The sequence below is a fragment of the Pseudoalteromonas sp. A601 genome (assembly GCF_002165575.1).
In the GTDB taxonomy this organism is placed as follows: Bacteria; Pseudomonadota; Gammaproteobacteria; order Enterobacterales; family Alteromonadaceae; genus Pseudoalteromonas.
Map to the genome: position 1 here is coordinate 59621 of NZ_MXQF01000002.1, position 23638 is coordinate 83258.

Genomic DNA, 23638 nt, shown 5'->3' on the forward strand with positions numbered 1-23638 from the left:
ATATTCATGACAATTAGCCAAGATTTATTTGCCCGCGCCCAAGCCTCAATCCCTGGTGGCGTAAATTCACCGGTACGTGCTTTTAACGGTGTAGGTGGTACGCCACTGTTTATTACCAAAGCCCAAGGGCCATTTACTTTTGATGCCGATGGCAATCGCTATATCGATTATGTAGGTTCATGGGGACCTATGATCATGGGTCACAACCACCCTGCAATCAAACAGGCTGTACTTGAAGCCGTTGAAAATGGCTTAAGCTATGGCGCGCCTACCGAAACCGAAATTTTCATGGCGGAGAAAGTAAAACAGCTGGTGCCATCAATTGAAAAAGTACGCATGGTAAGCTCTGGTACAGAAGCGACCATGAGCGCCATTCGCTTAGCACGTGGTTACACTGGCCGTGATAAAATTCTTAAGTTCGAAGGTTGCTACCATGGTCACGCCGACTCTTTATTAGTTAAAGCGGGATCTGGCGCACTGACTATGGGTGTACCTAACTCCCCAGGTATCCCTGAAGACTTTGCCAAACATACATTAACGGTTTCGTTTAATAACTTGGATGAAGTAAAAGCTATTTTTGCAAAATACGCCGATGAAATCGCGTGTATCATCGTAGAACCAGTTGCTGGTAACATGAACTGTATTCCACCAGTACCAGGCTTTTTAGAAGGCCTGCGTGCAATCTGTGATCAATATAAATCAGTGCTTATTTTTGATGAAGTTATGACTGGATTTCGTGTCGCACTTGGTGGCGCACAGGCGTATTACAACATCAAGCCAGACTTAACCTGTTTAGGCAAAGTCATTGGCGGCGGCATGCCTGTAGGCGCGTTTGGTGGTAAGAATGAAATCATGGATTACATCGCCCCTGTAGGCCCTGTGTATCAAGCTGGCACACTTTCTGGTAACCCTATTGCTATGGCTGCTGGCTTAAAAGCGCTTGAGCTACTTGAGGTTGCCGGTCTTCATGATGAGCTTGAAGCAAAAAGCAAAGCGATTTGTGAAGGCTTTGAAGCGGCAGCGAAAAAAGCGGGTATCCCACTGACCACTAACTACGCCGGTGGTATGTATGGATTTTTCTTCACAGAGCAAGAAAAAGTAACCACTTACCAACAAGCGACACAATGTGACTTAGAACGCTTTAAAAAGTTCTTCCACTTAATGCTAGAAGAAGGTGTCTACTTAGCACCATCAGCATTTGAAGCAGGCTTTGTTTGCTCTGAACACTCAGAGCAAGAAATAGCCGATACCATTGCAGCCGCTGATCGAGTATTCGCCAAGCTTTAACACATTGTTTAACGCTCTTTATAAAAAAGCCCGTAAGGGCTTTTTTTTGTTTTTAGGCTAATATTAGTGAATGAAAGTAGTAAGCTCTTCGGTCTTATATTACTTACCCAGCCCATTTGCCCATAACAAGAGAGCATTATGCCAGGATTACGACACTTTACGGCCCCTGCCATCAACTTGATGGAACACTTAAAATATAAAACTAAAATCGGTTTAGTGTTTGGTATTTTACTCGCTCCGCTGGCATTAAGTTTATTTTTCTTGCTCAGCTTACTAACTGAAAGCATACATATTTCCACAATGAAGCGTCAAGGCCTACAAACCTATGAAACTTTACTTAATAACCAAATGGCTGGAAAAGTTAATAAAAGCGCTGTAATTGCTCGCGAATATGGTTTTAATGTAAGGGATGAGCAATATACTGATGCGCTAGAGTTAATCTCCATTCAATCTCAACTCGCTGTTGATGAACACTTATCAAGTGCTTACTTAAACCGCGTATTGGTTACTAGAATCCCCGCGCTCATCAAGCAAATAAATTTAGCTAATGATAGTGCTAATACTGTTCTAAATAACCAAGCGTTTACTCCGACGACCTTTATAGCGTTATCAAATTTAACGAAGTCATTACCTCAGTACCAAGCACAAGTGCAAAAAACACTTACTATAGCGACAGATGCAAACCCCTTGGTTGATGAAAAGCTATCCCCTTTACTATCAAAACTGCAAAAAAGTGTTACTCAATTTAAAAACATTATCGATAATAAAATGCTGGAGCCAGACAATTTATCGATATCTAAAATTGAATTTTCCCGTTACTACAGCACCGTCCAAAATGACTTACAACAACTTATAAACCAAAGCATCCCAACCCTTACAAAGCTAATAACTGATAAACTGCAGCAGCAGCGCATGATAAGAAATATCGTGTTAATTGCTTCATTCATATGCTTACTTAGCGCAGCTTACCTATTGATTGGCTTTTATTTGGCTGTTGTTGGTGGAATCACTCGCTTCGCTAATGCGGCTGAACAAGCTGCTGATGGTGATTTAAGTGCGACCTTAGCATCCCTCGGTAATGATGAAATGAGTATAATTACAGCTCGTTACAATGCACTACTTAAAGCATTTACTCAATTATTAGCGGACGTAAAAACCACAACTGTCGATTTAAGTGAAGCTACACACTCTTTAGAACAAACAAGCTATAAAACAAGTGAAGATGTGACTGAACAACAAAGTCGCGTGAGTGCGATACACAGTGCCCTTAGTGATATGTCAAACAGTGCTCACGCTGTCGAGGAGTCGGCAGTTCAAGCAATGCATATTGCACAAGGCGCTGCCGGACATGTTAAAGAAAGTTCAACTAATACCATGGAACTTGCTAGGTACATGGAAGACTTACAAATTGAATTTAAAGAAAATCAAAAAGCATTAGACCGATTAGCAACGGATAGCCAAAACATCGGTAATGTAAGTAAGGGAATTAGTGAAATAGCCGATCAAACCAACTTACTCGCTCTCAACGCTGCCATTGAAGCTGCTCGAGCTGGCGAGCAAGGTCGTGGATTTGCTGTGGTCGCTGATGAAGTACGTACTTTGGCATCACGCACCCAACTACAAACTCAAGAAATCCATCAGATTATCAGCTCATTACAAAAAGCTTCCGATGATACTCAACAAAAAATGCAAACTAGCGTAACTAAAATGGCTGAATGCGTTAACTCAGCTAACAGTACCAATTCTGTACTACAAAATGCGCAAACCAGTATGTTAGAAATAGAGCAACAAGGTGAGCTTATTGCCCAAAGAGTTCAGGAGCAATCAAAGGCAACAGCTCAAGCACTCAATGACGCAGAGCAAATAAGTACTCTTGCGATACAGACACAAGCATCTGCTCAATCAGGCCTTGGTGATGCTCAGAAGTTAAGCCTGTTATCAGAGCGGCTATCAAATGCAATGAGTAAGTTTAAAGCTTAACAGCTTTAAACTTACTCCTTAGCGCTGACAACTTGGCCTAGGTTCAAACTCTGCAGCGCGCAGTGGTAATTGGATTACCTTGCCACACCCTGGTGGGGCTTGCATTCCTGTTTGTTCATTAACAAATGCCCAACGAATTGTTGGAGGCCGAGTATCAGCAATCGATTCCGGGTTCAATGGTTTTAAATAGCGAATATACGTTTCTAGTGCGCCAACACTGCCCGTTAGCCCAGTACTTTTATTATCGTCTCGGCCAATCCAAGCTACTGTAACTGTGCTTTGATCAAACCCGGCAAACCAACTATCACGTAAATCATTACTGGTGCCTGTTTTACCTGCTAATTGAACTGAAGGAAAATGCGCATTTAATCGCTTGGCGGTACCATCTTTGGTCACCCGTTTCATAGCATATTTAGTCATATAAGCAGCCGCTTGATCAAACCGTGGTTCTGAGCGAACATGGTGCTGATACAGAACCTTCCCCACTGAATCAGTCAATGCTGAAATAGAGGTTAACTCTCGGTATTCTCCATCAGCGGCAAGCGTTGTATAAAGTTGAGCGACCTCTAAGCTCGACATCTCAATCGCCCCTAATAGCAATGATGGGTATTGCTCAATATCCTGTTTAGCGCCAAGTTTAGATAATGTAGTTGCCACTTTATCAACTCCCACATCTAACCCCAAATTAACCGCTGGAATATTAATACTTTTACTGAATGCTTTATAAAGTGGCATCATGCCGCGATATTGGTGATCAAAATTTTCAGGCTGCCAAACTTTACCTTGCTGATTTGTTACTTGAACAGGAGAGTCATCTAATAATGTAGCTAAGTTATAATTAGCTGACTCAAGTGCTGTTAAATAAACTGCAGGCTTAACTAACGAGCCAATATTTCGCTTTGTATCCAGTACCCGGTTAAAACCTAGAAAGCGTGGATCTCGACCAGCTACTAACGCTGATACACCACCTTTTTCAACATTAACAGACACCATAGCGGCTTCTAGTTGTTCTGTTGTAGCTCGCCTTTCAAGATACGGTAGACTTTCTGTGATGGCTTCTTCCATCGCCGCTTGCTTTTGTAAATCAAAATATGTAAATACTCTGACCCCCGCATCAAGTACCTCTTGATCTGGGAGTAATCGTTTAAGCTCACGGTCCACTAACTCTAAATAACCTGGGTATGATTTAGGAAGGCTATCTTTCATTGGAGCGATATCAATTGGCCGCTGCAATGCAGCTCGGTATTCGCGAGTATCAATAAGTTTATTATCAACCATGAGTCGTAATACGAGATCACGGCGCTCCATCGTGCGCTCGCTGTATCTTCGCGGGTTGTAGTACGATGGTCCTTTCACCATTGCAACAAGCAGGGCTATTTGGTCAAACTCCAGCTCATCTACTGGTTTAGAAAAATAAAACTCAGATGCTAAACCCATGCCATGTACACCCTGGTTATATGATTGACCAAGATACACTTCATTTAAATAAGCCTCTAAGATTTGGTCTTTAGAATAGCGATAATCCAAGATCAATGCGATAAGTGCTTCGTTGAATTTACGAATAAGGGTACGATCACGGGTTAAATAGATATTTTTAGCTAATTGCTGAGTTAACGTGCTGCCCCCTTGAACGGTGCGGCCAGCTTTAATATTACTATATAAAGCGCGCATAATAGATAATACAGACACCCCATGGTGCTCATAAAACTTTTGATCTTCTACCACTAACAAGGTGTCTTTAAGCATTGCTGGAAATTTATCAAGAGGCACAAACTCACGATCCTGTTTTGAATCATTCCCAATTCGGGCTATTTGCACTGGCTCTAAACGTGCGCTGTTTAGTCGTCTGCCAAATTTATCTTTGATCGTTGCTAATTTTTTCCCTGTAAAGCGCAGCTCAATGACTTGTGCACTCTCTAAGCCATCAAAAAACTCAAACTCACGGCGAAAAATTTTAATGCTATCGCCACTTTTTATATACTGACCAGTACGACTTAGCTTATTAACTGACGAGTAATTTAACCGATCAAGCTCCCAAAGCACTTCTTGGCTTGATAAAAACTGCCCTGGATAAAAGCTCATTGCACGAGCATATACCTGTGCTGGCAGTTGCCACTTATTACCTTCAAACTGACGAGTTATTTTGGCATCAAGATAGATTAAATAAAGAGCCATAGCGACAACTCCTGCAAGACTCAATTTCCAAAAAATAGAGAATAGTTTACGGCCAAAGCTTCGCGTACTAGTGTTTTTTACCGTTTTTTTCTTGGAGGCTTTTTTTGCAGTTTTAGCCGTATTGCTAGCCGCCTTTTTTACAGGGCGCTTTGTTGAGGTTTTCGATGAGCGAGGTTCTTTTTTATCAGCCATTGATGTTGTTATTAATTTCCAGAGGTTAATTTACAGGTGCGAGCTTAGCATATAGCTATACACGCTAACACCTGTAAAGTTAACAGTAACTGAAACTTAATCGAAGCTACTGAATTTATTTCCAGCGATGCCTTAACGTGTACACAGCCAAAGGGCATGAATTACCGCGGGTATAAAAAAGATAAAACACAGAACAATATTAATGATCAAATCTTTACCTACTCCAGCCTTTAAAAAAACCGCAACTGGAGGTAAAAACAACGACAAAATAATGAGTAGTAATTTATTATCCATGATAGTCCTTGTAATTGATATTTAACTCTTTTAAAGCATAGTCTGTAATGAAAAATTAGCTACATGTATTTGTTTTAATAGTTTTTGACTGGCTTAAAAAAAGCCAGAAACTCACAGAGACTCTGGCTTTTTGATTCAATTACTTAAATTATTTAATTTGCGGATCTAATTCGCCAGTTAAATATTTAAGGTGCATTTCATCAAGTGAGATTGGCTTAATCTTGCTTGCTTGGCCTGCTGTACCAAATGACTCATAACGCGCAACACATATTTCTGTCATTGCTTTAGTTGCTTCAGCTAGGTATTTACGTGGGTCAAAGTTTGCAGGGTTTTGTGCTAAATGACGACGAATAGCCCCTGTTGATGCTAAACGTAAATCAGTATCAATATTGACTTTACGCACACCAAACTTGATACCTTCAACGATCTGCTCAACTGGCACGCCATAAGTTTCAGGGATTTCACCACCGTATTGGTTGATGATTTCAAGCCACTCTTGTGGTACTGACGAAGAACCATGCATAACTAAGTGCGTATTAGGAATACGCGCATGAATCGCTTTAATACGATCAATTGCTAAAATATCGTCTGTTGGTGGGCGAGTAAATTTATAAGCGCCATGTGAAGTACCACACGCAATTGCTAGTGCATCAACATGTGTTTTACTTACAAAGTCAGCAGCTTCTTCAGGATCTGTTAGCATTTGATCTGTAGTTAATTTACCTTCAGCACCAACGCCATCTTCTTCGCCAGCTTCACCCGTTTCAAGTGAACCTAATACACCTAACTCGCCTTCTACTGATACACCACATGAGTGTGCAAGTTCAACGGTTTTACGTGTAACATCAACGTTATAATCATAACTTGAAGGTGTTTTACCATCGGTCATTAATGAGCCATCCATCATGACTGATGAAAAGCCTAATTGAATAGAACGTTGGCAAACGCCAGGTGATGTGCCGTGATCTTGGTGCATTACCACAGGAATATGTGGCCATTCTTCAATGGCTGCTAAAATCATATGACGAATAAATGGGGCACCAGCGTAGGCACGAGCACCTGCTGAGCCTTGCACAATTACAGGGCTGTTTGTTTTATCAGCCGCCATCATAATAGCGCGGATTTGCTCTTGGTTATTAACGTTAAATGCTGGTACGCCGTAACCATTTTCAGCTGCATGATCAAGAAGTTGTCGCATACTGATTAAAGCCATTGGGTATTCTCCAAATTGTCGATAGCTGCGCGCACGCACAAACTACCTAGTTCGAACGGAATAGTTTAATTCGATGCAATCACTACATCACGATAGAATCGACACTCGCCAAACCTACCGGTAAACCAAAACCAACAATTAAATAAGGGTGAGAGGTATTTAATTAATGGTCTTTGCTGGTGCAAGTAATACTACTCACACCAGCGAGCAACTAATTTTACTTAGCGCGCTCTTCTAGCATAGCAACAGCTGGCAGTTTTTTCCCTTCTAAAAATTCAAGGAAAGCACCACCGCCTGTTGAAATATATGAAACTTTATCTGCAATACCATATTTATCAATGGCTGCTAGCGTGTCACCGCCTCCTGCTATCGAAAACGCATTTGAGTCTGCAATCGCTTGTGCAATAGCACGTGTACCATTACCAAATTGATCAAATTCAAACACACCAACCGGACCATTCCAAACCACAGTACCTGCATTAGCAATGATTTTTGCCAGTTGGTTTGCCGTATCTGGGCCGATATCAAAAATCATGTCTTCGCTGGTTACTTCGCTCACATCTTTCAATGTTGCAACCGCTGACTCTGAAAACTCATTTCCTACAACCACATCAGTTGGGACAGGAATTTCACCATTATTGCTTTTAGCAGCAGCACTTAATTTATTTGCTTCATCAATTAAATCAGCTTCATAAAGTGACTTACCTACAGGGTAGCCAGCAGCTGCAATAAAGGTATTCGCGATACCGCCACCTGTTACTAATTGATCAACAATGGTAGAAAGTGAATCAAGTACAGTTAACTTAGTAGACACTTTAGAACCACCTACAATAGCTACTAAAGGACGTGCAGGGTTATCAAGTGCTTTACCTAATGCGTCAAGTTCAGCAGCCAGTAATGGGCCTGCACAAGCAACATCAGCATATACGCCAACACCATGAGTAGAAGCTTGTGCGCGGTGAGCCGTACCAAATGCATCCATTACATACACGTCACATAATGCAGCCAGTTTCTTAGCTAGTGTTTCATCATTCTTCTTTTCACCAACATTAAAGCGCACGTTTTCAAAAACAACCACTTCATTATCAGCAACTTCAACGCCATCTAAATAATCTTTTTCAAGACGCACTGTCTGCTCTAGTGCTTCATTTAGATAATCAACAACAGGAGCAAGTGAAAACTCTTCGTTGTATTCCCCTTCCGTAGGGCGGCCAAGGTGTGACATCACCATTACTTTTGCGCCTTTTTCAAGGGCTAATTTAATACTAGGTAATGCTGCACGAATACGTGCATCAGAGGTCACTTTACCTGCTTTTACGGGTACATTTAAATCTTCACGAATTAACACGCGTTTGCCGTTTAAATCTAAATCTGCCATATTTATGACCGACATGGACTTCTCCTTAGTTAACGATACTGACTTGAGTAAAAACTTTTAATTATAATATTTAGCTATTTAATTTAGCTTTTTAATTTAGCTCTTTAATTTAGTTACTTGCAACCATCATGCACTTTGCTGTGTCGAGCATTCGGTTGGCAAATCCCCATTCATTGTCACACCAGACTAATAACTTTATCAGTCGTTTATGACTAACACGTGTCTGTGTGCCATCAATAATACAAGAGTGTGCATCATGGTTAAAATCGACAGACACTAATGGTTCTTCGGTGTAACTTAAAATCCCTTCGAGACGATCTTTCGCTGCGGCCTTTAATACTTTATTAACCGCAAGTAAATCCACATCGGTATTCACTGTTACGCTTAAATCCATCGCAGTTACATTGATAGTCGGTACGCGTACAGCAATCGCTTCAAAACGGCCATGGAATTTAGGCAAAATACGCTCAATACCACGGGCTAGTTTGGTATCAACTGGAATAATAGATTGACTCGCAGCACGGGTGCGACGTAAGTCATGATGATACGCATCAATCACTTGTTGATCGTTCATTGACGCATGAATTGTGGTAATCGCCCCTGACTCAATCGCAAAGGCATCATCAAGTACTTTTATAACTGGCACTATGCAGTTAGTCGTGCATGAACCATTTGAAACAATTGTTTGCGCTGCGGTTAATTCATCATCATTAATACCATACACGATTGTGGCATCAACATCAGCATCTGCAGGTTGAGAAAATAGCACTTTCTTCGCACCAGCATTTAGATGTAACTGAGCATGTTCGCGAGAGTGAAACACACCGGTACACTCTAAAACAACATCCACATCTAATATTTGCCAAGGCAGTTCAGCGGGATTTTCCTCGCAGAATAAGGCGATAGAATCATTAGCAACGGTAATACTATCTTCGCCAAGTGTTACGGGAAACTTAAAGCGTCCATGCGAAGTATCGTATTTAAGGAGATGCGCGATCCCTTGAGGATCCGCCAGTTCATTTATTGCAACAATTTTGATCTCATCGTTTAAGCCTGACTCATACAGGGCACGAACAATATTCCGACCAATTCGACCAAAACCATTGATTGCAAGTTTGATTGCCATTCGTTAGAAAATCCACTCTATTTGCTTGCAGATAAAGGCCACCTGCCTTTTTGATGCGCGTATTGTAATCGACCTTGCTGTTGAATATAAGAGGTAACGTTAAATAAATGTGTAGCACAAGTTTTATATCGCCCCAAACTTCCTAAGGCTTAGGCTCTACAGTTAGAAAAGGTAAATTGTTTAACGCTTAAGTAGCTTGCGTATTAAACTTCCGGATACTAATGAAACTGTCATAATCACAATACAATAAATGGCTAATACGCCTGATGACGTTGCCAGTTCTATTACTTGACCGTTTTCACCCATGCATAAGTTAGTTTTATGATTAATCGCGCCACCACTATCTAAACAACGATCCACTAATAAAAACCCATGTAACCACCATACTGTAATTAAACTGACTATCACACCGACTAAAGATGGCAGTAAATTATTTTTCATTAAAAGAACCTATAAATAAACTAAATCAACTAACTTTAAATCTTTACCTTGGCCTATTTGATAACACTGCGCAAGTAATAACTCAGCCGTTGCAGTCGCATCGGTTAAAGCGTGATGGTTATGATAGTCAGGTAACTGATAACGTGCTCTACAAGCGGCTAATGTTAAATCATCGAGGCCAATTTCTTGCCCTTGCTGATGTAAGCGCTTTTTTTCTATTAAAAAAGTATCAAGAATCAATCTGGGTTTAGCCACCATTCCCTGCGCTTTAAACGCATGTTTTAAAAATCCCCAATCTAAGCTGGCATTATGGAACACTAAAATAGCATCATCAAAGTAATCACTTAGCTTAGTGAGAATAATGTCTAAACTTTGCCCTGTAATAATATCTTTTTGTGCGATACCATGAAAAACTGGGCTTTGCTCTAATTGTTGTACGTCTTTATTAATATAATGTGCTGCTTGGCTGAGCTTAATACACTGTTGCTCAATCAAAACCCATGCAACAGAGACTATCTCATGCTGTTTTACATCAAGTCCTGTTAGCTCTAAATCGATAACAATATAACGCTGGCTCGCAGCACTTGTAGCTAACAATTTCTTTTTTGATAAATAACGATCTAACCAACGCTTAACCACTTTGAGTCCTTAACGCTTTGTGCATTACAAACTCCCTCTTGCAAATTTAAATGCAGCCGCTTGCTGTGCTTGTTTTATTAGGTAAAACGCTTCTTTGAGCTGATGACGCTCCAAAGAATTTAACTTATCAGGATTAATACAATTACTCGGCAAGCCCTCTTCGTTAATTTGAGTGCGTAAACGCAATTGGGTTAAGAAACGCCAGCAATCTTTTAGGTTATATAAATCCTGATTATTTAACAGTGGATACTTTAATAGTGCATCAAGACGCTCTTGGGTATTTGCTCGCCTTACTCCTGCTTTTAACGCATATAACCGCACTATGTCGTTAATGATCACCACTCCGCGTTTCTTTAAATCAATAAACTTGTGCTGCTTAGCATCTTTCTCTAACTTAAATTGATTAAACAAACCAATGGGTACTGCATTACTTTTTATATCATTGGCCATCGCAGCATAAAATAAGTCGTTGCGAGATATACGGGTTAACTGCTCACAAAAACTGGTATAAAGCGAGTTTGAGCCTTCAATAAACCGTAAATCAAAAAATATTTTACAGTTTAGCATCGCCTCAGGTGTCGGACTTTTTATCCACTTGAAAAAACGCTCACACCAATCTGAAATACCCATTCTACACAATTCACTGCTGGCCATGATGTTACCGGGGCAACGCCTAATTCCGCATTCTACAAGTTGCTCACACACAAACTCTCCCATTCGGCGAAAGTAATTTTGATGCTGATCACTTAAATCATCTGGTAATAACAAACCATTATCTTGATCTGAGTGCAGAGTTTGCTCTTCTCGTGCTTGTGAGCCAAAACATATAAAGCTAAAACTGGTCGGTGCCGCACCATTGTCTTCTTGAAATAAGTGAATAAGCCGTGACGTTAATGCATCGGTTAGCCCACTAAGTAATTTACCAATCAAAGAAATATCATCAATATTATGCGAAAAGCCACGAAGTAACTCAGGTATTTCATCAGCATAACGCTTTAAATCACTAATATTATGCGCTTTATAAATACGACCAATTAATTGTACTGGGTCACTTTTTTGTTGGCGTAACAAGTCCGTACTGGTGATCATACCCAGTGCTTTATGATGTTCATCTAATACTGGTAAGTGATGAATATTATGTTTAAGCATTAAATGCAGAGCTGAAAAAACCCGATTATTCTCAAATATATATTTGGGCTTTTTACTCATTATTGTGCTCACAGCTTCTTTTGGCTCAACCTCATCTGCAAGCACGCGATTACGTAAATCACGATCAGTCACAACCCCAACCAGCTGTTCAAACTCTGTGATCATTATTGACGAAACACCGTGCATTTTCATTTTTTTAGCTGTTTGACGAATGCTCGCATCAGGAGGCAATGTAACCGCTTTACGTGACATCAACTCTGATATTTTTTTCTCAGACCAACTTTCGTTTTGACTTTTATAATGGGAGGAAAGTAGCCTATTAGCATGGGCACGAACAAAATATTGTTCAAACGACTTATATTCTCGACGCAAGAAATCAAAACTCTCTTGATTGAGCATATACACTATGCCCTCTTTTTGCGTTTCTAAACGGTTTTGTATTGCCTCACCTGTTAACAAAGATGGAAAGCCAAAATAATCGCCTTGTGCTAAACGCGTGATCACATCGCCTTTGGCATCGACTAAGTCATATAATCCAGAGCGAATTAAAAACAACCTCGGCGAGTCAGACTGCAGCCATTGCGATTGATTTTCTCGGGTCAAATAAATGCTATCTATATGGGTTACAAAATAATTGGTTGCGCTACTATAAATTTGACTAAATGGTGTTTGTGTTTTGACAAACTGGGCGACTTCCTGCTGCTCGTTATTCATAACTGTACTCGCAAATAATAAGGCCAGAGTGACTACATTACTCATATTCATAAAAAATAAAAAGCCCGACAAAAGTCGGGCTTTGGCTTAAATAACAATCAAGTCATTGCTAGTGAGCATGCGCCTCACTAGAGCCTTTAGGATTACGAATACCTTCAACCATTTCTTGGATTTCAACTGGGGTTTCAGCAGTTAGCTTTAATACTATAGCTGCAACAGCAAAGTTAATAACCATACCAACTAAGCCAATACCTTCTGGTGAAATACCTAGGAACCAATGTTCAGGGCTGTTAAGTTCAGGACTAACAAATTTGAAGAAGATAATATATGCCGCAGTAAAGGTAATACCTGTCACCATACCTGCAATCGCACCTTCTTTATTCATCGTCTTAGAGAAAATACCCATAATAATCGCCGGGAAGAAACTTGCAGCAGCTAAGCCAAATGCAAATGCCACCACCGACGCCACAAATCCAGGCGGGTTAATACCAAAGTAAGCGGAAATAACAATGGCAATCATCGCTGCTAACCTCGCTGCGAGTAATTCTTGTTTATCGCTAATATCAGGCTTGAGAGTTCGCTTAAGTAAATCATGCGAGACCGACGTTGAAATAACCAATAATAAACCAGCCGTTGTTGATAGCGCTGCTGCAATACCACCGGCAGCCACTAATGCAATAACCCATGCAGGTAAGTTAGCAATTTCAGGATTTGCTAATACCATGATATCACGGTCAACGTTTACCTCATTTGCACTGTTAGGATCGTCAATCTTACCGGCTGTGTAGAACATTTTGCCATCACCGTTTTTATCATTAAAAGTAATAAGACCTGTTCTTTCCCAGTTTTTAACCCAGGTTGGCGCTTGTGCATACTCAGTACCACTGCCATCTTTACCGTTAATCGTATCAATCATGTTAACACGTGCAAACGATGCAACTGCTGGCGCAGTGGTGTAAACAATCGCGATAAATACTAACGTCCACGCTGCAGAAATACGCGTATCTTTAACACGAGGTACAGTGAAGAAACGTACAATAACGTGTGGTAAACCTGCAGTACCCACCATCAATGCACCTGTGATTGCAAATACGTCAATTATGCTCTTAGAGCCTTCGGTGTATTGAGCAAATCCCAGTTCAGCGCTTAAGCCATCAAGCTTATCCAGTACATACATGCCAGAGCCATCACTTAGTGTGGCACCAAAGCCTGTTTGCGGGAAGAAGTGCCCTGTCATCATCATTGAGATAAATATTGCAGGCACTAAGTATGCGAATACTAATACGCAATACTGTGCTACTTGAGTGTAAGTAATCCCTTTCATACCGCCAAGCACTGCGTAGAAGAATACAATCACCATACCAATGTAAACACCGGTCTCGATCTCAACTTCTAAAAAGCGTGAAAACACCACACCTACACCGCGCATTTGCCCTGCAATATAAGTAAAGCAGATAAAAATAGCACATAAAATTGCCACTAAACGAGCGGTGCGTGAATAGTAACGATCGCCGATAAAGTCAGGCACTGTGAACTTACCAAATTTACGTAAGTAAGGCGCTAAACACATAGCTAATAAAACATAGCCACCTGTCCACCCCATTAAGTAAACACCGCCATCATAACCTGCAAAAGAGATGATACCCGCCATTGAAATAAATGACGCCGCACTCATCCAATCAGCGGCGGTTGCCATACCATTAGCTAATGGCGGAACACCACCTCCCGCTACATAAAATTCTTTTGTTGACCCTGCACGGGCCCATATTGCTATGCCGATATACAGCGCGAAGCTTAAACCAACAATTAAAAACGTGAGTGTTTGAACATCCATTACTTAAGCTCCTATTCGTCTACGCCGTATTTTTTATCTAACGTATTCATTTTGAAAACGTAAACAAAAATCAAAGCCACAAAGGTGTAAATCGCGCCTTGCTGGGAAAACCAGAAACCAAGTTTAAACCCAAAAAAGCGTACTTCATTAAGTACATCTACCAGTAAAATACCAAAACCGAAGGATACGACAAACCAAACTGCTAATAATTTAAACAGCAGTGAAATGTTTTCCGCCCAATAAGCTTTTGCTTGTTCTTCATCTTTAAAAGCCATTTTATATTCCTCATTAACACCGAAAAATGATGTGTGTGTTTTATGTTCGTATATAAAGTTAGCAATGCCTGAGCAAGATTGAATTGAGACCATGGTCGTAACAAAAGATTAACGTTTACGTAAACTGCAAATTGAGGCTTGTTAAATAAAAGTAAAAAACATTAAATATCATCACGTTAAACATTTTCACCAAGTGATAATCACTATTCAGCAAGGCTATATTGTCGATCTGCGACATTAGTCGAATACATTTACAAAAATCAAAAACACCATCTATATCAATCACTTGAAAATTTAGGTGAATAAGCATAATAATTGACAGCTCAAATTATTTTCAATTTCTGGTATGGTATTAACTATCATAATAAAAACTGAATTATTATATGACTGCTGCTCTAATTTTTGTTGCATTAGCCTATATTGGCGTGCTGTTCTGGCTTGCAAACTGGGGAGATAAAACCACTCCATTAGCAAAGCGCATTAGCCATCACCCATTTGTTTATTCATTCTCTTTAGGGATTTATTGCACCTCGTGGACTTACTATGGCTCAGTGGGCACAGCTGCCACCAGCAGTTGGAGTTACCTACCTATTTTACTTGGCCCTGCGCTGTTGTTTTTTTTCGGCCAAGGCTTTTTACGTAAGCTTGTACTGGTAAGTAAGAAACAAAATATCACCACCATTGCTGACTTTATTTCAGCTCGGTACGGCAAACGTCAAACAACGGCGATTATGGTTACTGTTATCGCTTTACTTGCCACTATTCCTTACATCGCTCTGCAGTTAAAAGCCCTTAGTAGCAGTTTTTTACTGTTACAAAGCGATAATAAAATATCTGGCTCTATGGTTGCGTTATCAGCCACATTGATTATGACCATGTTTGCTATTTTCTTTGGCACACGCAAAGTCGATGTAACTGAATACCGCTCGGGTTTAATGCTAGCGGTAGCATTTGAATCTTTAATTAAGCTACTTGCACTGGTCGCTGTAGCGGGCTTAGCGGTTTATACCCTATTTAACTTACCCACAGAGCGCGAAGTGTTAAGCACTGAATCTTTATGGCAGCATTGGAGTAGTTTCAACTTTTTTAGTTTTAACTTTATTGGTCAATCATTAATGGCAGCCGCAGCGATTATTTGTTTACCACGACAGTTTCATGTCACCGTAGTAGATAACCAAGACAAACGCCATTTATTTACCGCACGTTGGGCTTTCCCACTGTATTTATTACTCACAGCCGCGATGATTTTGCCTATCGCCACAGCTGCTATTCATCCAAATATTGGCAGTGACTTTTCACCAGATAGCTTTGTACTGGCACTCCCTTTAATGCACGACAATGTTTTACTTACCACTTTTGTATTTATTGGTGGAATTTCGGCAGCGACTGCCATGATAGTGGTCGCTACACTCACGCTCAGCACCATGATATCTAACGACGTTGTATTACCATTAATGCTACGCCGTAAGTTTAAACGCAACCTGATCACTACCAGCTATAGGTCGCGTATTTTATTAGTAAGGCGCTTTACCATCGCGGGCATATTAATTTTGTCGTATTTTTATCAGCAATGGTTTGGCCATGGTAAAGCACTTGCGAGTATGGGCTTAGTTGCATTCTCACTGGTCACCCAATTATTACCCGCTATTATTGGCGGATTATACTGGCGTAAAGGCCATGCTTATGGAGTTTACGCAGGCCTTTTGGCTGGTTTTATTTGCTGGATTTTATTTTTAATGTTGCCAATTTTAGACGCCGGTAACAGCCTTGATACCGAGCTACAGCAAACCTTAATAACCCGAGGTACACTTATTGCCCTATTTGCTAATATTGGTTGCTATATCAGTTTTTCACTCGGAGCCGATGAACGGTTAATAGATAAAATTCAAGCTGCTGCTTTTGTTAACCCTAAAGAGCAAGCTGTGCTGGCAAGGCGTTTAAATAAAAACGTAAAAGCCACTGTGTATGACTTTAAAATTTTGCTACAAACGTTTTTAGGCGTTCAGCGTAGTCAGCAAGTATTAGCACATTTCTCGCTCAGCCATCAATTGGGTGATAATAACAACCATCCTGATCCTGAATTTATTGCCTATTGTGAACGCGCATTAACGGGGGTTTTAGGTGCCTCTTCTGCGCAAGCTCTTATTCATACTGTGGCTTCGGGTAAGCGCATGGCCTTTGAAGAAGTGGTTAACTTTTTTGATGAAACCACTCAAGCGCTGCAGTTTAACCAAAACCTTTTGTTCACGTCACTTGAGAACTTAAGCCATGGTATTTCAGTAGTCGATAAAGACCTCAAACTAGTTGCATGGAATAAGCGCTACGCTGAAATGTTTAACTACCCAGCCGACTTTTTAGAAGTAGGCCAACCCATCGAAGAGATTATTCGCTACAACGCAGAGCGCGGAGAATGTGGCCCAGGCGAAATAGAGCGACAAGTTGAAAAACGTGTACAGCATTTAAAAAACGGCACATCTCACCACTTTATTCGACACCGCAGAAATGGGCAAGTATATGAAATGATTGGTAATCCACTGCCTGATGGCGGCTTTGTTACCAGCTTTTCAGACATTACCACGCATATTGCCACACAAAATGCGTTGGAAGAAGTGAACATGGATCTTGAAAACCGCATTGAAGCTCGTACTCAAGAAATACGTACTATTAATAAAGATCTCGAAGCTCAAATAGAAAGTCGCGTACAAACAGAGCAAGCACTCACTTTAGCCAAACGTGAGGCAGAACAGGCAAATGACAGTAAAACACGATTTTTAGCCTTGGCAAGCCATGATATTTTACAACCACTAAATGCGGCGCGTTTGTACTTAGCAGCCATTGATGAGACTTCGTTGGCAGACAACAATATCAACAACTTTGAAAAGCTAGGTGCAAGTCTCGATTCAACTGTACATTTAATGTCAGCCTTACTTGAAATTGCAAAACTTGAACAAGGCGCTATGACCCCTTCTCCACGTCATTTCAGTATTGATGATATTTTAGCGCCGCTACGTAACGAATACGCTATTTTATCGAGCGAAAAAGGCTTGCAGCTGCATGTCCGCTCTGGGCAACAAATAGTCCATAGTGACATCACTTACTTACGCAGGATTATCCAAAACTTAGTGTCTAACGCGGTTAAATACACTGAAAAAGGCCGTGTGTTAGTCGCATGTCGTAAACGAAAACACCACCTTCGCATTGAAGTTTGGGATACCGGGCCTGGCATTAGCGAAGTAGAACAAGCAAAGATATTTAATGATTTTTACCGTATAGAAGCCGGCGACAATAAAGGTGTAGGTCTTGGTTTAGGTGTGGTTAAACGTATGGTTGATTTACTCAGCCTACGGTTAGAAGTACATTCAACCATCCACAAAGGCAGTCGTTTTAGCATTGAAGTTCCTTACGGCGACAGCCAATTTGTACAGCAAAAAACTGCCACTAACAGCTTATTTGAAAACCGCGCGGCAATGAATGTAATAGCTGTGGATGATGACCCTGAAAATTTAAATGCCATGGCGAGCTTATTACAGAAGTGGCAAGCCGATTATCAACTGTTTGACCAAGTTGAGACTGTTTTAGAATATGCAAAAGCAAATAAAGCGCCAGATGTTATTTTAATGGATTACCAACTCGGCCATAACTGCGACGGTATAACACTTATTAAAACATTACGCGAAATTTGGCAAAGTCCTGTGCCCGCTATTTTAATTACCGCAGTACGTGATGATGAACTAAAACAAACAACTAAAGCCGCTAATATTCATTATTTATCCAAACCGATAAAGCCTGGCAAATTAAAAGCACTGCTTAATCACAGTACGTGACGTGCTAGGCGCTAGGTGCTAGGTGCTAGGTGCTAGGTGCTAGGTGCTAGGTGCTAGGCAAAAAATAAAACAGATCCGTGCTAAACAACATAGCTAAGTACATCTAGCAATTTTGCTAGGTGTACTGCTTTAGTTTAATCACCCCGATAGTGCTTTACTTCTGAGCTTTTGAAACAGCCAACTCAAACCGACAAGCGAAAGTCCCAGTCCAATAAATGATATCGCCTTAAGTAAACCAGTCAGGTTTGCCATATCAATTAAGAACACTTTAACTATTACTGCGCCAAGAATACCTAACCCGACTTTTTGTAACAGCAGTTGTTGTTCTAAATGCCCCCAAATGACCACCGGCGCGCCGAGAAAAAGCCAAATAATCGAATAACTATAAAGCTCTGCGTCACTGGTTGTTTTATCTAGGTAGATATACGCCCCTTGCCAATACTGGCGTATAAGTACAGTTATTGCTAATACAGCTAAAACGCCGGCTACTGCCAATATTATTTTACTAAGTTGAGCATTAACAGGTTTAACTAATTTAGTTAACCACAGCGCTAAAGCACTTGGCACCAACCACATTAATAGCACCCAGTTAAATATTGGAGTTTCCCCTACATACAAGGATGTTAGTAATGGATTGTCATTCAGTGCAGTGCTTAACAACAGCAACCCTGCTAAAGCTGATAATATTAAACCCGCTACTTGGTATAATTTAGCCAACTGCGCTGCACTTTGCGCGCGATATAAATAAACACAACCTAACGCGAGCCAATTACAGCTAAGTAATACTTGCTCATAAAAACTTAAAGAGCCAAGTTGTGGATAATGCCCAACTAATTGATAACTCGTTTCAGTAGTTATAAATAATGCCAAACAATGTAGCGCAGCGCCTTTAAGCCATAGCTTCATATCGGTTTGTTGCCATTGCTTGGCCGCAAACCAAAACAATCCAACAGCAATGGGGTAAACCACTATGCTCCAATGCATTGAAAGAAGCGTTAGATCTGCATAACTCTCAATCCACGGTGCAAACGTCAAACGTGCAAGTACTGCTGCCACGAGCGCTTTAATAGGCCAGTGCGGCATAGGCACTTTATGGCGTTTAACAAGAAAACTTATAACCAACACTTGAATTGCAAGCGCAAGCGTGAGGCCGCTATCAGCTAATAACATCGTTAAGCAAAGTGTGATATTGGCATTAGCACCAATCCAATAACTAAACTGCTGCCATTGCGTATAGGCATTTTGCGCACGTTTGATCAATACGCCACTGCCAAGTAGTAATAGTACTGTCCATAATGAATACGCTACCGCTAACTCTTGCTCTGAGGTGAGAGTATAAAGCGTTGCTATAAGTACAAACAGACTAAAGGCAGCCACTAAGTGAAAACTTAAACGTTTATAGTAATATGTGCCAAAATACAGCCCGTACAAACAAAAGCCTATACCAAGCAATAAACCAAACCCATACATATCTTTAAATATAAATAAGTGGTCGTTACTATCAATATTATAATTATGCTGAGTTACAACCAATAACACAGCAATTAGCAACGCTAAACCTTGCCATAGATCCCAACGGCTATTTTTCAGCACCAAAAATAGCAGCATGACAATTAAACACACCATCATAATTTGCCATTGCATACTCGCCATAGAAATTGCTATCGCTATCAATAATGGCGCCACAATCGCTAACAATAATGGATTATCAGGCTGTAATTTTAGTAGTCGCTGTAAACTATGTGGGCGACATTCTAATAACCGCAATGTTAAACCTAAACGCATCATCGCGATTAAACCTATGATAGATAAAAGGGAAAAACCACCCACAAGCCAATATTCAGTTGACTTAACAACACTTAAGGCCACCCAATACCAGCCAATATGCCCTGCCCAAAGTAAATACCATAGCCAATTACGGTTTACCCTTTTCGCCACAAGCACAGCTGATAAAGTAACAAATCCAATATAGGTTAGCAGCGCTGCCAAATTGCCACTTCCCGTATTAACCCATATAGGCACGCTATACGCGCCAACGATACCTAATAGAGCTAACAATGGCCCTAAGCGCAGTGCCATAGAGCTAGCTGCTAGTGCAATAACAGCTAGCATCACAAAAGCAGTGGTTGCGCTTAACATTTCATAACTTGAATAGGCAAGCAGCGTTAATGCAAAGCAACTAATAAACCCGCCTCCCGCTAAAGCTGCTGGAATATAATTATTAAATCCTTCAAAAACAATACCTTTACGGTGCAAAAAATCAGCAACTGTAATTAGCGCTATACCAAATAACCCGCCTAAGGTGAGGCGTAAACTAGGTGATAATAGACCTGCATCTAAACTGTACTTTGCTAAAAATATGCCACCGAAGGCCAGTGCGACACCACCAATCCAAGTCATCCAATTTTGTTGCAGTTGATTTTTTAATTGAGCCAAAAAAGTGCTAACTGCAGAGTGAGAACGCTTATTCGTTTCTCGGGAACTAATAACTGTATGCGTTGATATAGTTTGATTTAATGTAACAGATTGCTGATTAGTAGCATGAGACTGTAGTTCAGATTCAATTGGGGGCGTATGTGATTGCTCAGATGCAAACCTTGCCACAGCAGTTGCTGGCTGACTCGAGGTTTTAGAAATCACTGAGTGCAGTTGTTTTTTTAAAAGCGTAACTTCTTGTTGTAGCGCACTGACCTTTGTTAAAGCGATTAAACCGGCGATAGATCCGATTACAACCACTAACGATAGAATAACAATTAAACCAAGCACGTCGTCCATTTTTTAATCCCTGACTACTTTTATTCCTCCCTTATAACGTAAACTGTAGTGAAAATATAGCCAAAAAAATCCCAGCATCATATAACGAAGCTGAGATTTAATAAATTTACTACTCTACTGAGATTACTCTACAGAATCAGTCACAGTGCGCTCTAAGGTCATTTTAAAACCTGTGCTACTCGTTTCATCATGCTCTAGGATTAAAATGTAATTACCTTCTTGAGTAAAATCCATATCCCCTTGCTGCATTAAGACTATTTGCTGCCCATTGTCTTCATACAACACATAAGTGGTATAGACTTCATTATCAACCACTTCATCTTCTTGGTCGTACTTATCCAGGCTATCAATATAGTTACTGGCATCATCGACTGTCTCACCGTCTAAAGTAAATGCAATATCAACATCCGTAATGTCTTGTCCGGCATAGGTATCAAGTAAGTTGACCACTGTTACATTATGGTTATAACTGCTAGGCGTCAGTGATTCAACAACGGTAAGCATATGCGGGCCGTAGTCTTTATCATTGTAAAAAATCCCCACGTTACTTTGCTCTCGCTCCAATGTCAGTAGGTAATTATCAACAATTGACGTACCCTCATTATCCATCATCGCAATGCTGAAGCTATTTGGGTTAAGCTCAATATAATCAGAAAAAGTATCATTTTGCGTTAGTTCTGTTACATGACTTTCGTCACCACGGGTTACTGTAAAACTGGCTTGTGGGTAGTCATCTATCGTATTAATAAAGCGCAACTGCCCCTGCGCAGATTGATGCTTAAGTGATGTCACTGAGTTACTCGAAGTAACAATATCCAATGTTATCCCTTCCTCTTCAGTTGCATAACTTGGACGGATCATCACTACATAGCTTGATTCATCATTAAAATATACAGTGGCTGATTCAAAAATAACATCTGTGCTACCACTTTGAGTAATGTAAATAGTGTAATAACCTTCTTCGAAAGCTTGTAGCGATAGCTCGTTCAAATAAGTGGGTGATGCAATGAGTTCTGCGGTATCGAATAAACCATCCTCAGTCGCAATATAGACATCATAATTACTACCCTCACCTGAAATATTAAACCAGCCTAAGTTAAACTCATCTTCGTCACTGCTGGTCGGTACAGCTAATTCAGTAAAATTAGGTTCTGAAAAATCTCCGCTCATAACCCATAACTGTGTTTGATCATCTTTTATAGAAACTGATTCTTCTTGAATTGTAATATAGCTATCGTTAGCATCTACATATTCAAAAGAAACATCGTAGCTTGTAGAGCTATAATTGTGGCGCGTTGTAACATCACCAAAGTAAGTACCAGAGCGTTCAGTTTCATCTACAAACAAACGTGTATACGGACTATTGTAAGAACCGTTATAAAGTTGAATGTAGCCACTACTGCTACTTGATGAGTCATCCCCAGAACAAGCAGCTAATGTTGCTGCCAAGGTAGTTACTAAAACAGTTTTAAGTAAAGAGCTGTGCATGGAATCATTCCTTATTGTTAATAGTGCTAATGAGACTATAAAAACAACTAAAAATTCCAACCTTTACAAAGCATTACCCACACTTACAGTTCCTTACATATTCGTAATAAAGTGTACGAATGTGCAAATAAAACGCACATTTTATTACATATAACCTCACTTACATATTCTAAACAACTAAATTTAAAATATAGTTGTAAAAAACCAGAACAAAAACACAAGGTTAACAGTTGTAATCAAAAGCGTACAACTGTACCTTTATAGCCTATGATCTTGAGGACTTTGAAATGCAAACACCATTAGAAAAGTTAATACATGGATGGCAGAGCGGCTGTACAAAAAGCGCTGACGAATTAAAATCACGTATTTATTACCACTTAAAACAAATTTGCCATGTACATCTACAAAGCTACCGCGATGATATTGACTCTACTTATGTAATACAGCATTTACCCCATACAGGATCCTTGTTACATCAATCATTGATTGAGCTGATCCCACCGCAAAAAACACTCGCGCACGAAACTCAATTTAATGCTTACCTTAGTGTATTTATTCGCAATGTTTTACGTGATGAAATTCGTAAATTTCAATCAAAAAAACGAATACCAAATGATGTTGACGCAGCTCAAGAGGATAGCCAATTAAAGCATCAGGAAAATTTTTTAGCTCTGGATAGCGCATTAAATCACCTCGAAAAAAACCACCCGCAAAAAGCACAAATTTTTTCGATGCACTACTTTTTAGGCATTGACAGTAAAGCTCTCGCTGAACAGTTTAAAGTATCTCTTGCCACTATTTACCGCGAGTTAGACGCCGCTAAAGCGTTTTTAAGAGTGCATATAGAACAATAA

The 23638-nt window shown here is 40.2% G+C and carries 16 protein-coding genes; 4 read left to right on the forward strand and 12 right to left on the reverse strand.

Translation table 11 applies throughout. The annotated features are described in order from the left end of the window. Nucleotides 1-6 precede the first annotated feature (6 nt). Both hemL and B5G52_RS01830 read left to right on the forward strand, forming a co-directional pair. Nucleotides 7-1287: a glutamate-1-semialdehyde 2,1-aminomutase gene (gene hemL, locus B5G52_RS01825; protein ID WP_087531000.1), complete on the forward strand. Its 1281-nt coding sequence runs from the start codon at nt 7-9 to the stop codon at nt 1285-1287. 138 nt (nt 1288-1425) lie between these two features. Further along, nucleotides 1426-3267 (forward strand): methyl-accepting chemotaxis protein, encoded by a 1842-nt coding sequence (locus B5G52_RS01830; RefSeq protein WP_087531001.1) that lies wholly within the window; start codon nt 1426-1428, stop codon nt 3265-3267. Between the two features lie 18 nt (nt 3268-3285). Here B5G52_RS01830 and mrcB read toward each other — a convergent pair whose 3' ends face one another. The 10 genes from mrcB to B5G52_RS01880 all read right to left on the reverse strand — a co-directional run bounded on the left by mrcB (nt 3286) and on the right by B5G52_RS01880 (nt 14697). Continuing rightward, a complete protein-coding gene (gene mrcB / locus B5G52_RS01835) occupies nt 3286-5634 on the reverse strand; it encodes a penicillin-binding protein 1B (RefSeq protein WP_087531002.1) in 2349 nt (782 codons plus the stop codon). 132 nt (nt 5635-5766) lie between these two features. Then, a complete protein-coding gene (locus B5G52_RS01840; RefSeq protein ID WP_087531003.1) occupies nt 5767-5928 on the reverse strand; it encodes a YqaE/Pmp3 family membrane protein in 162 nt (53 codons plus the stop codon). A 148-nt stretch (nt 5929-6076) separates the two neighbouring features. Next, entirely contained in the window at nt 6077-7141 is a 1065-nt protein-coding gene (fba, locus tag B5G52_RS01845) for a class II fructose-bisphosphate aldolase (RefSeq protein ID WP_087531004.1), read from the reverse strand. Nucleotides 7142-7358: 217 nt separating this feature from the next. Beyond that, complete coding sequence (locus tag B5G52_RS01850; RefSeq protein WP_087531005.1) at nt 7359-8534, reverse strand: phosphoglycerate kinase; 1176 nt, start codon at nt 8532-8534, stop codon at nt 7359-7361. A gap of 94 nt (nt 8535-8628) precedes the next feature. Beyond that, nucleotides 8629-9645: an erythrose-4-phosphate dehydrogenase gene (epd, locus tag B5G52_RS01855; RefSeq protein WP_087531006.1), complete on the reverse strand. Its 1017-nt coding sequence runs from the start codon at nt 9643-9645 to the stop codon at nt 8629-8631. 180 nt (nt 9646-9825) lie between these two features. After that, nucleotides 9826-10086, reverse strand: coding sequence for a hypothetical protein (locus B5G52_RS01860; protein ID WP_087531007.1), 261 nt, complete (start codon nt 10084-10086; stop codon nt 9826-9828). A gap of 9 nt (nt 10087-10095) precedes the next feature. After that, nucleotides 10096-10725 (reverse strand): 3'-5' exonuclease, encoded by a 630-nt coding sequence (locus tag B5G52_RS01865; protein ID WP_087531008.1) that lies wholly within the window; start codon nt 10723-10725, stop codon nt 10096-10098. Between the two features lie 24 nt (nt 10726-10749). Next, nucleotides 10750-12588, reverse strand: coding sequence for a DUF294 nucleotidyltransferase-like domain-containing protein (locus tag B5G52_RS01870; protein ID WP_087531182.1), 1839 nt, complete (start codon nt 12586-12588; stop codon nt 10750-10752). Between the two features lie 109 nt (nt 12589-12697). Then, entirely contained in the window at nt 12698-14422 is a 1725-nt protein-coding gene (locus tag B5G52_RS01875) for a sodium:solute symporter family protein (protein ID WP_087531009.1), read from the reverse strand. 11 nt (nt 14423-14433) lie between these two features. Then, nucleotides 14434-14697 (reverse strand): DUF4212 domain-containing protein, encoded by a 264-nt coding sequence (locus B5G52_RS01880; RefSeq protein WP_004586074.1) that lies wholly within the window; start codon nt 14695-14697, stop codon nt 14434-14436. A gap of 383 nt (nt 14698-15080) precedes the next feature. On the opposite strand from B5G52_RS01880, the gene B5G52_RS01885 reads away from it, so the two are divergent. After that, nucleotides 15081-18521, forward strand: a complete 3441-nt coding sequence (locus B5G52_RS01885) for a PAS-domain containing protein (RefSeq protein ID WP_087531010.1) — start codon at nt 15081-15083, stop codon at nt 18519-18521. Between the two features lie 138 nt (nt 18522-18659). On the opposite strand, the gene B5G52_RS01890 is transcribed toward B5G52_RS01885, so the two are convergent. Together B5G52_RS01890 and B5G52_RS01895 are read right to left on the reverse strand one after the other, a co-directional pair. Beyond that, nucleotides 18660-21296, reverse strand: coding sequence for a DUF2339 domain-containing protein (locus B5G52_RS01890; RefSeq protein WP_087531011.1), 2637 nt, complete (start codon nt 21294-21296; stop codon nt 18660-18662). A gap of 123 nt (nt 21297-21419) precedes the next feature. Then, nucleotides 21420-22784: a hypothetical protein gene (locus B5G52_RS01895; RefSeq protein WP_087531012.1), complete on the reverse strand. Its 1365-nt coding sequence runs from the start codon at nt 22782-22784 to the stop codon at nt 21420-21422. Between the two features lie 287 nt (nt 22785-23071). Here B5G52_RS01895 and B5G52_RS01900 point away from each other — a divergent pair, with 287 nt between their 5' ends. Beyond that, on the forward strand, nt 23072-23638 hold the full coding sequence (locus tag B5G52_RS01900) for an RNA polymerase sigma factor (protein ID WP_087531013.1): 567 nt from the start codon (nt 23072-23074) through the stop codon (nt 23636-23638).